This is a genomic window from Clostridium sp. DJ247 (assembly GCF_014231265.1).
Window position 1 is genome coordinate 18,047 of record NZ_JABAIW010000028.1, and the last position, 13,047, is coordinate 31,093.

At 30.6% G+C, this 13,047-nt stretch carries 10 protein-coding genes; 9 read left to right on the forward strand and 1 reads right to left on the reverse strand.

The annotated features are described in order from the left end of the window. The first annotated feature begins 759 nt into the window (after positions 1-759). From HGI79_RS12405 to HGI79_RS12440, 8 genes are all read left to right on the forward strand, one after another. A complete protein-coding gene (locus HGI79_RS12405) occupies positions 760-1,908 on the forward strand; it encodes a radical SAM protein (protein WP_185651004.1) in 1,149 nt (382 codons plus the stop codon). A gap of 92 nt (positions 1,909-2,000) precedes the next feature. Next, entirely contained in the window at positions 2,001-2,786 is a 786-nt protein-coding gene (locus HGI79_RS12410; RefSeq protein WP_185651005.1) for a TylF/MycF/NovP-related O-methyltransferase, read from the forward strand. A gap of 80 nt (positions 2,787-2,866) precedes the next feature. Beyond that, entirely contained in the window at positions 2,867-3,856 is a 990-nt protein-coding gene (locus HGI79_RS12415) for an ATP-grasp domain-containing protein (protein ID WP_185651006.1), read from the forward strand. Between the two features lie 5 nt (positions 3,857-3,861). After that, positions 3,862-5,400 (forward strand): alanine racemase, encoded by a 1,539-nt coding sequence (locus HGI79_RS12420; protein WP_185651007.1) that lies wholly within the window; start codon positions 3,862-3,864, stop codon positions 5,398-5,400. Positions 5,401-5,414: 14 nt separating this feature from the next. Beyond that, positions 5,415-6,311 carry a PhzF family phenazine biosynthesis protein gene (locus tag HGI79_RS12425; RefSeq protein ID WP_185651008.1) on the forward strand — a complete coding sequence of 299 codons (897 nt, stop codon included), beginning with the start codon at positions 5,415-5,417 and terminating at the stop codon, positions 6,309-6,311. A 236-nt stretch (positions 6,312-6,547) separates the two neighbouring features. Further along, positions 6,548-8,299 (forward strand): fatty acyl-AMP ligase, encoded by a 1,752-nt coding sequence (locus tag HGI79_RS12430; protein WP_185651009.1) that lies wholly within the window; start codon positions 6,548-6,550, stop codon positions 8,297-8,299. Between the two features lie 28 nt (positions 8,300-8,327). Beyond that, on the forward strand, positions 8,328-9,800 hold the full coding sequence (locus tag HGI79_RS12435; RefSeq protein WP_185651010.1) for a M20 family peptidase: 1,473 nt from the start codon (positions 8,328-8,330) through the stop codon (positions 9,798-9,800). A 362-nt stretch (positions 9,801-10,162) separates the two neighbouring features. After that, positions 10,163-10,408: a hypothetical protein gene (locus HGI79_RS12440; RefSeq protein ID WP_185651011.1), complete on the forward strand. Its 246-nt coding sequence runs from the start codon at positions 10,163-10,165 to the stop codon at positions 10,406-10,408. A 196-nt stretch (positions 10,409-10,604) separates the two neighbouring features. Here HGI79_RS12440 and HGI79_RS12445 read toward each other — a convergent pair whose 3' ends face one another. Beyond that, positions 10,605-11,264, reverse strand: a complete 660-nt coding sequence (locus HGI79_RS12445; RefSeq protein WP_185651012.1) for a DUF2271 domain-containing protein — start codon at positions 11,262-11,264, stop codon at positions 10,605-10,607. A 940-nt stretch (positions 11,265-12,204) separates the two neighbouring features. Between HGI79_RS12445 and pxpA the strand changes: the two genes are divergently transcribed. Further along, positions 12,205-12,969, forward strand: a complete 765-nt coding sequence (gene pxpA / locus HGI79_RS12450) for a 5-oxoprolinase subunit PxpA (protein WP_185651013.1) — start codon at positions 12,205-12,207, stop codon at positions 12,967-12,969. Positions 12,970-13,047 lie beyond the last annotated feature (78 nt).

The window sequence follows — 13,047 nt, forward strand, 5'->3', positions numbered from 1 at the left end:
ACCTTTACATATAGTGATGATTTATTTTTACTAATAAATAGTACATACAATTAAATAACTTTAGTTATGCAAAATAAAAATCTAAATTGGTAATGCTGCCAAAAAATAAATATGGCATACTTTTACTTATCGTGTTATATAAAAGTTACCACGGAAGTATATATTATCCTAAATAGGTAATTTGCGTTTTAAAATTGCATAACTAAAGAAGGTTATTATATAGTTTTTATATAAAATAAGTTTAAATTTGAAATAGTATATTATTTTATAGATTAGAGAAAATCTAATTATGGAGTAATATGCTATTTTTTTGTTGTGTATTAACAATGTTAATAACCTATTTACAATATGAGTGTATTTAAATTGTGTAAAATAACATAAGTTGTTTTGCTTGTTTATGAGATATACTTATTTTTTATAATTAATTATGTAGAATACCTTTAGAAAAAAAGACGAATTTTTGCGTATAATAGTTGTTTGAATACAAATTTGTTTTAAAATTAAGTTATAATAGTAAAATAATAAAATATATTCATATAAATGAAATAATTGACAAATAATATACTAAATGTTATTATTTTAATATAATGTATATATATACTTTAATAGGAAGGACAAACCTTTTAAGTTAATTCTAGGTAAACTAAGTTTAGAAAAAGAAAAGGTTCAGAATGATAATAATAAAGAATAAACCTATTAAAGGAATATGCTTAGTAATTAAGAAAAACAAATAATTTATATGAAAAGGGGAAAATTAATATGAAAAAAGTACAAATTATTGAAAAAAGTTGTCACCGCGAAGGTCTAAAGGTTGAAAGAATGAGGGATTTCTTTAGGGCTAATAACTATGAACTTGTAAATGATGATACTGGACTCGATCCTACAAACAAATATGCCTTTCCTCTTGAAAATCTTGTAATCCATCCAGATGCAGATATTATTGTTCTTACAACTTGTGGATTTTCAAAGGCTATTGAAGACGGAGACTTTGAAGCACTGAAAATTATAAATGAAAACAAGAAACCATCAGCTCAAGTAATCGTAGGAGGATGTGTTAATGAAATTGCTAAGGAAAGACTTGCTAAGGAATTTCATGGACCTACATTTAATGCTAAATCATATCATAAATTAAATGATTTTATTGAGCATTCTGTAGACTTTAATGATATTCCAAAGGTTAACAGATTAAAAAATACAGATAATTTTTTTATAAAAATTCAAGATGGCTGTAATCATAGATGTAGTTATTGTGCTATATGGAAGGCGGCTGGAAAGAGTGTAAGTAAGCCAATTGATGCAGTAATTACTGAATTTAAGAACGGTTTAAAGAATGGATATAAGCATTTTTATTTTCTTGGAGAATGTTTAGGTTCCTATGGTTTGGATTTCGGTTCAAGTTTAGGAGAATTATTAAGACAATTTAGAACTATAGATGGGGATTATGATATTCTTATTGAGGATGTACATCCAGTATATTTTCTAAAATGTTTTGAAGATATAAAAGAACTTTGTAAAATGGGTAAAATTCGATCATTTCATACTCCTATCCAATCAGGAAGTAATAGAATCTTAAAGCTTATGAATAGACAATGCGATATGGAAAAGATTAAAAAATACCTTCTTGAATTAAGAGAAGCCTGTCCTGAAATGACCCTTTCTTCAGCAGTTATTGTTGGATTTCCTACTGAAACAAAAGAAGAGCTTGAAGAAACTATTAATTATTGTAAAGAAGCAACCTTCGATACTGTTGCATGTCATATGTTTTCTGCACGTCCTGGTGCCGTGGCTGCTGAGATGGATGGACAAATCTCAGAAGAAGAAAAAGCTGAAAGGTACCATATTTTCAAATCTAATTTCACTGGAAAAACAAGGGTTGATCCTAACCAGAGAAAATATGTTGGTGAATAATACTATTCAAAAAAATATATAAATATTATATTTTTTATTCGTTACATTGATTCTTAGAAAGCTATAATTAAAAATCAGAAGGGTAGTAAAGTATGGAAGATAAAAAAAATATATTTGGATTGCTTGGATTTATAATAAAACGCTTAGGTAAAATAGATGATACAAAAGCTGTTTGGAGTTTTCTTAAAAGTTCTACAATTTCATTGTCTTTTAAGGAAAAGATGGACATTATAAAAAAGATATATAGAATTTCTTATAAAGTTGATTGTCCGCATACTAATGAAGAGATTTTATCCTATATTAAAACAATAATCTTACTTCCAGAAGAAGTTAAAGGGTGCGTTATAGAGGCTGGCTGCTACAAAGGTGGCAGTACTTCAAAATTTAGTCTTGCTGCAAAGATTGCGGGAAAAGAATTTGTTGTTTTTGATTCATTTCAAGGAATTCCGGAACACTTTGAACCACATACAACTAATATTTACGGTAAGCCAGTTACTTTTTCAAAGGGTGAATATTGTGGAACTCTTGATGAAGTAAAAGCAAATATTGCAAAATATGGACATCCTGAAGTGTGTAAATTTGTGAAAGGTTGGTTTCAAGATACGTTACCTCATTTTAAAGAACCTATTGCTGCAATGTATATTGATGTTGATTTGGCAGCTTCGGTTAAATCATGTCTTAAATATCTTTATCCGTTACTTGCAGAAGGAGGAGTTCTATATTGTCAGGATGGGCACCTTCCTTTGGTAATTGAAGTTTTTGATGACGATTCTTTTTGGATCAATGAAGTTGGTTATCCTAAGCCATATATTGAAGGATTAGGGCACAAGAAACTGATAAAAATAGTAAAAAATACAAGTGCTCAGACAGCTATATAATTAAAAATCTATAAAGCCTAAAAGTTTTTGTAAATGCAATATTAAAATAGATAACAAAAAATTTAAATGGAGTTGGTGATATGAAGGTATTATTAATAACAGGTTCGGCAGGTTCTGTTCAAGGCTGGGGTGATTTGCAAACAACCCAAGAAATCTGTAATGCCATTAGGGAATCTGGAAAAGAAGCAGAAATACTATATGTAGACACTGTAGATGAGCTAATAAAAGGTTTAGACACATTATCTTATGATATTGTGTGGAGTTCTCTATATCATATATCAAAGAATAAGGATTATGTTGGGCTTCCATCAGACGAATTGTGGGTAGCAGATATACTTGATCAGCGAGGAATACCATATATAGGACCTAGTGCACAAACTATGAAGCAACTAATAGATAAGTCTGCAACAATAAACTTACTTAGAGAAGCAAATATTCCTATTCCTGAACAACATGTAATTCATATAGGTGAGAAGTTGTTTAAAAAGACATATCCATGGTTTGTAAAACCGCGTTTTGAATCCGAAAGCAATGGCATAAGTGAAAGAAGTGTTGCTCATTCCTATGAAGAATTGGAAAGTAGATTGCAATATATCCATAGTAATTTTCGGCAGTCGGCTCTTGTTGAAGAATATCTTCCTGGAAGGGAACTTACTGTAGCTGTTATTGGTAATGGAAATGGAAGAAAGATACTTCCTGTTTTAAATGTGATAGACAAAAGTGCTTATAAAAAATATCCTCTTGTTACTATTGAGTTAAAAATAAAAAATCTCATTTCTTTTGAGATACCAAAGGATAATTTTAATGAAGCTGTTGAATTGGCTAAGAAAGCTGCTGATGTTCTAAAATGTTATGATCATGTCCGTATTGATATGAGGGAAGATATAAATGGAAAACTTAAGGTCATTGAAGTTAATGGCATTCCAGGATTGAATCCCATAAAAAGTAGAAGTCTCCATATACATGCACTTTATAATGAACATTATTTAAAAGCAGATAATTTTAGGGTGCTTATAGAAACTATTGTGGATTCTGCCATTGGTAGACATAAGCTTGCAGTGAGAGTATAAACTGAATGGATGTATTTAATAAAAGTGTAATGGAAAAAGATAATGAATTGAATTTACAAGCAGGCACTGGTTATAATGATTTTATAGACACTAGCAAAGCAGAGGTTGTTATAGGTGGTTATCCACTAACATGGTGGATTAAGAATTATGGATTACCTCTACATATGAATTATGAGCCAATAATTAGAAAAAATATAGTAGCATTCAAAAATGTATTTTCTTCTTATTATCCTGAAGGGAAAATAAGATATGCAGCTAAAGCATATTGTCATCCTTCGGTTTTTAAGATAATTAAAGAAGAGGAGATTGGGGTGGATGTCTGTTCATATAATGAATTAAGAGCAGCTCTTGAATCAGGAATATTAACAAAGGAAATTAACCTTAATGGAAATTCTAAAGAAGATTTTCTCATTGAACAGGCTATAGATTTAGATATATTATTAACTGCTGATAGTATAGAGGAATTAGAGCTTATTTCTAAAATGGCTCTTAATATGGGGAAAAAAGCTTCTGTGTTAATACGGGTAAGTAGCTTTGATACCGATAGTGCAACTGATGAGTGCATATTAACATCAGGAGTATGGACAAAATTTGGAGTTAGTTCTGAGGTTGTAAAGAATTTAATTATGAATTTGGATATATATCCTGGTTTAACATTATGTGGATTCCATATGCATATTGGATCTCAAATAGCAAATAAGGAAATTTTCTTGTATGCCTTGGGTATACTTATTGAATTAGGGCATATGTTAAAAAACAATGGATATGAGTGTAAATTCCTTAATATTGGAGGTGGCTTTCCTTTATCCTATATGAGCGAAGTTAAGTGGAATGATATGTTAAATAGGGTAAAGGGAGGAATAGTAACCGCTAAAAACGGAGATTTTAGCAAGCTCTATGTGTGGAATAACGAGTCTACTGGATATACTACTGATTATAATGATATTGCTAATTTTAATGAATGGAAGGGAGAAATGTTTTATTCTCCTTATCCTAAAGAAAAAATGCTAGAAGCAATATTAAGAGGAATAGTTGTAGTTAATGGTAAGAAGATTAATACCGTAAAAGCATTGGAGGAATTGGGACGTCCCGAATTTCTCATAGAACCGGGCAGAAGCATTGTTGGAGATGCAGGAATAACCCTTGCCCGTGTAAATAATGTGAAAAAGATTGCCTTTGGACATAATCTACTTGTTTTGGAAATGGGGGTTGTGAATTATGCAGGATCTGTAATACATAAGCTTCTTAATCGCTGGGCCATTATTAATGATTATAATCAAGTAGAAGATAATCCCTTTGAAGCTTTTGTATGTGGGAATCTTTGCTATAATGGAGATATAATTGCAAAATATAAAATTCAACTTCAAAGGACTCCTAAAAGAGGAGATGTAATTGCAATTTATGATACTGGAGGAACAGAATCTCATTTTTTTGCATCAAATGCAAATTCATATCCTTGTCCAAGCCGCATACTAGTTGATGAAAATGGAATTATAACTGTAACAAAAAGGCGACAAACCTATGAGGATATTTTTAGCATATAGAAGGGAAGTTTAATATGAAGAGTTTACAATTCAAAAAAATTGATGCCTTCACAATGGAAGGTTCTTCAGGCAATCCAGCAGGTTGTATTTATCTTGAGAACAAAATAGAAGAAGAGGAAATGCAGAAAATAGCCCGAGAACTGAAGGGGGCAGTGAATGAGGTTGTATATTGTTTACCAATTACAAGTAATAATAAAACAATTTATTTATTACTTTATTATTCATCGGAATGTGAGGTGGAATTTTGTGGGCATGGTACAATTGCTTGTATGTATGACTTAATATTTAATACACCTGAACTTTTCAATGAGAAAGAAATAACCATACGTACCAATAAAGGTGATTTACAGGTATTTAATAATATTTCTTCAATGGATGCTGTATTTATTACAGCACCTTTGCCAGAATATAAAGGTACAACTTTGACAGCTAAAGAAATTAGCGAAAATTTAAATATTTCTGATACTTGTATTGATAGCAAGTATCCTATTGATCTTATTAATGCCGGTCTGAATACACTTATTGTTCCCATAAATTCGTTACAAAATGTAATATCTACATATCCTGATATAGATACATTAAAGAATTTTTGTATTGCAAATGGTATAGATATTATTACTATCTTTACTATGGATGTGTCTCATAATGCCAATAAACTTCGTACCAGAGTATTTGCTCCAAAGTATGGATATTTGGAAGACCCTGCAACAGGTTCTGGTAATTCCTCCATTGGATATTATCTTCTCAAAAATAAGTTATGGGAAGGTGATCCTATGTCAATAGAACAGGGGCCTTCTAGTGAAATTCCCAATATCGTAAAATTGGATACTATTATTAATGATGGAGTTAAACGAATACTCTTTGGAGGAAAAGCAACAGTAAGAATTGAGAGAGAATACTTATTACATTAAAGCACTTTTTTTATTAGAAAAAATGATGTTGAAGAGGAATGAATTTCTGTTTCTTAAAGAAAAAATTTCATCTATTTGTTATGCTATATAATGGAAAAAGTTCATCAACAGGTTAAAGATTTTTTAATTGTTGATGAACATTTTTACTTTGATAATAATTAATTGTAAAAAATTATAACTTATAAAAAAATAAATTCTTTATCATAGATTGGATATATTAATGAGGAGGAAAAGTTATGAATGAAAGAGCACAGATTAATAGTGCATTTAACACTATTGTGGATGCATACAGGCATTTTGCAGAAGTAAAATATAACAAAGTTGCTTATACCTATAAGGATTATAACAATAAAAATAACATTAAAGAAAGCAGCATTACATTTGGTGAGCTTGATAAAAGAGCTCGTTCCCTTGCAGCTTATCTGTTAGGTAGAAGGGCAGAAGGGAAAAGAGTTATTATATTGTTTACTTTTGGCCTTGAGTATATTGAAGCATACTTTGGATGTCTTTATGCAGGCGCAATTCCTGTTCCGGCTTATTCACCAGATGCTTCAAGTTTTTTTTCTCAAAGACTTCATTGGATGATTACGGATTCACAAGCTTCATTTGTTCTTACTACATCAGTGATTAAAGAAAGTATAGAATGTGAATTCATTGAATTAATTACTGATTATAATCTTTCCTGGATTACTTTAGATACCATTATTGATGATTTTTCCGATAAATGGAATATGCCCTTGATAAGGAAGGATTCTATGGCATTTTTACAATATACTTCAGGCTCAACTTCAACACCAAAGGGTGTTATTGTAACCCATAGCAATCTTCTTCATAATATTAGTTTAATTGGAAGCTGTTTTAAACCACTTCTTGAGAAAAAAACTGAAAATCTTAATGCAGTAATATGGCTTCCACCATTTCACGATATGGGACTTATTGGTGGAATTCTTGCGTTACCATATCATGGGGTTACTGTTCATCTTATGTCTCCATTTGCTTTTATGCAGCAACCTTACCGATGGTTAGAAGCAATAAGTAATTTTAGATCACAAATCAGTGCTGCACCTAATTTTGCATTTGATTATTGTATAAAGAATATTTCCGAAGAACAAAAGCAAAGACTTAATTTATCAAGCTGGAAGATTGTATTTAATGGTGCTGAAGTTATTAAACCAATAATTATGGAAGAATTTACAAAAGTATTTGAACCATTTGGCTTTAGAAAAGAGACGTTTTATCCTTGTTACGGTTTGGCAGAATCATCTCTTATTGTATCTGGCGGGTTAATGGAGGCAAAGCCAATTATAAAAGCCTTTGATAAATCTGCACTTGAAGAAAATATTGTGGTTGAATGTGACTATAATGAAAAAAATGCTAAAGCTCTTGTTGGATGTGGAACAAAACTTTCTGATGGAGAAATAATTATTGTAAATCCTCATACTACCTCATTATGTAAAAGTAACGAATTAGGTGAAATTTGGCTAAAAAGCCCTAGTATTTCAAAGGGATATTGGAATAACAGTAAGCTTACAGATGAGACTTTTAAGGCCACTATTACAGATACTCAGGACGGACCTTTCTTACGAACAGGAGATTTAGGTTTTATTTATGAAGAGGAACTTTTTATTACAGGAAGATTAAAGGATTTAATTATTATTAACGGAAGAGATATTAATCCTAATGATATTGAACACACTGTTGAAGTTATTCATCCTTTATTTTGCATGAACAATAATGCTGCTTTTTCAATAGAAATAGATGAAAAAGAAGTACTTACATTAGTACAGGAAGTTAGAAGTGAATTTAAAGGAATAGAGGAGGAAGAGGTGAAAAGTGAAGTAGCTAAAGTTATTAAGGAAATTTATGATATAGATATTTATGATATTATATTCATAAAAAGAGGTTCAATAAGAAAAACATCAAGTGGTAAAATTCAACGCAGGGCATGTAAAGAAGATTATCTTAAGAAGGTACTTGAAATTATATAGAGCTTATCAATAAACTAAGGGGGAAATTATGATTAAGAAAAAAATATATATAGCGGTGCCCATTGCTTGTATTTTGGCATTGCTTTTAATTATTTTTGGAAGAGTGTTTACATTAAAGTCAACTGAAGCTTATTCTCAAACTAATGTTAAAAATTATTCTATTGACAATAAAACAGTATTGGAGCATTTGTCAAAATCAATACAATATAAAACTATTTCCTATCAAGATAACAGTAAGGTAGATAAATTAGAATTTACTAAGTTCCATAAATTTCTTGAAGATTCATTTCCAAATATCCATAAAAATTTGCAAAGAGAAAAGGTTAATGAACTAAGTCTCCTATATAAATGGCAAGGAACTGAGAATAATTCAGATGCAATACTCTTAATGGCCCATATGGATGTGGTGCCAGCAAATGAACTCTCAGAAAAAAGTTGGAAATATCCACCTTTTTCTGGGAAGATTATTGATGGTTATGTATGGGGACGGGGTGCTCTTGATATGAAAAGTCAACTCATGGGGGAATTTGAAGCAATAGATGCGTTAATAAGAAAGGGATACAAACCTAAAAAAACAATATATATAGCATTTGGGCATGATGAGGAAGTAAGTGGAATAAATGGGAATTACAAGATTGCATCATACTTAGAGTCAAAAGGAGTTAAGTTATCTGCGGTTCTTGATGAGGGAGGCTTTGTTGTAAAAAATATGATCTCAGGAATAAATGATCCAGTTGCTTTGGTTGGAGTTGCAGAAAAGGGATATTTAACATTAGAACTTTCAGCAACAGATAATGGAGGGCATTCAGCTCTGCCTCCAAAGCATTCAGCTATAGGAAAATTAGCTAGTGCTATCAATGCACTTGAGGCAAATCAATTTGAAGCAAAAATAAGTGAAGTAACCCAAGAGTTTCTAAAGGCCATAGCACCTGAAATGCCATTTGCTCAGAAGTTGGCATTTGCAAATATGTGGTTATTTAAACCTTTAATACTAAATACATTAAATAAATCAGATAATTCTAATGCTTTAATAAGAACTACTATTGTATCTACAATGATTGATGGAGGAGTAAAGGAAAATACTCTTCCACAGCATGCTAAAGCTTTAGTTAATTTTAGAATTTTACAGGGAGAAAGTGTTGACAGTGTTATAGCTAAAGTGAAGAAAGTTATTAACAATGATCAAATTAGTATAAAAGCTATCAATAGTTCATGGAATCCTTCAATAGTATCAGCTAGTGACTCAGAAGAATTTAAAGACATCAGTGTAGCTGCTAAAGCTACTTTTTCTAATGTAGTAGTTGCACCATATCTTGTAGCAGGTAGTACAGATTCTAGATACTATCAAAATCTAACTAATAAAATATATAGATTTAGTCCTGTAGAAGTTAGTCAAGATGATTTAAAAACAATACATGGTGTAAATGAAAAAATTAATAATGAAAGTTATATTAAACTTATTAATTTTTATTGTAGATTCATAGAAGAATTACAAAAATAAGATATTAAGATAATTGTGCAATTTCTTTAATTGCTATAGCACTTATGTTTTCCATAGCTTTGATAGGAAACTTTACAGAGATTACTTAAACTCTTTACATTGTTTTTAATAACAAAAGTATGATAAATTTATAATAGAGAAATAATATAATATTATGAATTTTGATTTATATAAATTTTAAAGTAAATCAGCTATTTAATTTTCGTAAAAATCCTAAAAGCATGGATATTTTACTCGATTAAATAGCGATTTACTAAATAAAATTATATAGGAGTCTAAGCAGTGAAGAAGGGCGCAATAGAAAAAAACTTTAGAAAATTAATGATGAATTTTACAACTACTTAAATGATGTAAACTATGGAATGTCTAAACCACAATTTAATCATTTAACCACTATTGTAAATGGGTTAATAAATTTACCTGGCAATAAAACCTTATCTGAAATTGCAAAAAGTGTGCTGTCTTCAAAAGACAAAAGTTGTATTTATAAATATTTTAAAAGTAACTTATCTTTTGATAAATATAGAGTCCGCAGTAATTTATCTATAGAAAGATTAAAACAAAATATTGCGCTAGAAGATATTTTATTAGAACTAAAAATTGCTTAAAAGTTTTTCAAAAATACATCCTATAAAATTGGATAAGTGTTTTTATATACTTTGGAAAACATATCCTAGAAAGTATATATTATCCTAAATAGGTAATTTGGGTTTTAAAATTGCATAACTAAAGTTAAAGTAAGCTCATGAATGATGCTACATGGAAACAATTAAATTAGTTTAACAATTTATGATTGCTACTTCTCTAATTACTTTTTGGTGTGAATATGGCAGACACATTATCTATTAAAATTTCCTTATCTTTAACATTTTCATGCACATATTCAGCTTTTGCTGTAGATTTATTTTCATTATTTCCAACTTCCACTTCTCCTTTCCATAGAACTCTGTTGTCCCAGTAGATATTCCCCTCTACAATATAAACGTATTTTCCCGGTTTAACAGCTTTTGCCTTATCATCCTTGCAGTCCCATGTAATATTTATGGTTCCTGGTTTTTGTGTTGCACTGCTCACTGCATCTACCTGACTTTTTGTAGCATTTCTCCAGTTGGATTTTTTAATCCATTCAGAAAGAGCCTCTGATCTTTGAGCATATCCTCCACTTGCTGTAAATTTACTAGCATAGAGAGAGCGAACGTAATTACCCTCTGTATCTTCTATCCACACAGCTACTTGATTGCTTGCTAATTTAGGTATGTGACTTAGATTGTACTGGATTTTTACAGATCCTAAACCTTGTTCGGATGAATTTTTACTATATGTGGAAGTTTCACGGGTTTTAAAATTATTATTGGGCAAATCGGCATTATAAGAAAGATTATTAGTTTTTTTTATGGTACATCCACTTAAGAATACTAACATTCCTATAAATAAAACAACACTTTTAAACTTCATTTTTTTCATGCTAACACTTCCTCTTATAATTAGTTTAGTAGTCGATTTAAAGATCCTGAAGTTACCGCTTTTCAAAGGGTTGCAAGATGCTCTTACTACATAGATAAAGCTCCATATGGCCTATATGAATTTTATTTTTTTGAAGAAAAGGTATGTTTATGCAAATAATACAGAAAACCTTATATTTTATTATAAATTTACTATCTTGATAAGTCAATTTTGATCTGGGAATTATTGGTAGGTGTTAGAGTGTTTGTTATTTGTGGTTTTGCTTCATTGTTAACCACACTATTTTTAACTAATAAAGTACATTTTGTGGTTTTTTTTATAATTCTATTAATTATGGTTATAGCACCTATTGTCATGAGTTATGTGTATTATAAGCAAACTTTCAAGGAGTAGTTATAGCGCTATAAAATCAAAATAGTTTAGGGTAGTGGTGGCAGTAGCTTTTCTTCGGGAGACGGGGGAGGCTATGCCGGCGGCAGAGGTGCAGGAGGATTTTAGTCGAATAGTATTTCATATTGATGCCTTATCGGAGTGAAAAACATCCCGCTAAGGCTTTTGTTATCTATAACTTTAAAGAGTTACATTGAAAAAACTTAAATCTCAATTCCTTACTTTGAACATATTCTGATACTAATTCAATAATTCCTTCAACGACGTTAACTATATTTTCTTTAGATAAAGTTAACAGCAAGTTGTTGTTAGTTTTGTAATTATAGTGGGAGAAAAAATAATACTATTTAAAAAACGTGCTTTTGATAAATCCTTGATTCACATATTATAGATAAGTATAATACATTTATAACAACTCATAATAGAAAATATGAATTCTGAAATATGGTATATGGTGTTTCTAAAAAAATTATTTTTTATTTGAAGTGATGCTTATTTTACAGTAGTGACAAATAAAAACTATTATTGATAACAGGAAGGATGAATTAGTATGTATAGGGTAGATTTAAACTGTGATTTGGGAGAAAGTTTTGGTAGTTATAAAATAGGTGTAGACGAAAAAATACTACCATTTATTACTTCCGCTAATATTGCATGTGGATTTCATGCAGGAGATCCAGGGGTTATGCATAAAACCGTAAGGCTTGCTCTTGAAAATGGAGTTTCAATAGGAGCACATCCGGGCCTTCCTGATTTAGTGGGATTCGGAAGAAGGAATATGAGTATTTCTCCAGAGGAAGCTTATGATATGGTAGTTTATCAAATTGGTGCTTTAAATGGGTTTGTAAAAGCTGAAGGTGGAAGAATGCAGCATGTTAAACCCCACGGATCATTGTATAATATGGCGGCAAAAGATCAGATATTAGCTGAGGCAATAGCTAAGGCTATTTATAAAATAGATTCACAACTAATATTATTTGGTCTCTCAGGAAGTGAACTTATAAAAGCCGGGGAAAAGATAGGACTTCGTACTGCTAGCGAAGTTTTTGCAGATAGAACTTATCAGCAGGATGGCTCACTAACCCCTAGGGCTAACAATGATGCTATTATCACAAATAGTGACCATGCTATTAAGCAAGTAATAAAAATGGTTAGAGAAGGAACCGTATTATGTCTGCAAGGTTTTCATATTCCAATAAAGGCAGATACAATTTGCATACATGGTGATGGTTTACATGCGTTAACCTTTGCCGAAGAAATTAATAAGCAGCTGGAAGCTATTAAAATTGATATTAAAAATTTTATGAATAACTAGCAAGGTACATTTCATTATCATTATACATAAGGTTATTATAGAGGTACAGGAGTGAAAAAAGGTGAGTGAAACTATTAT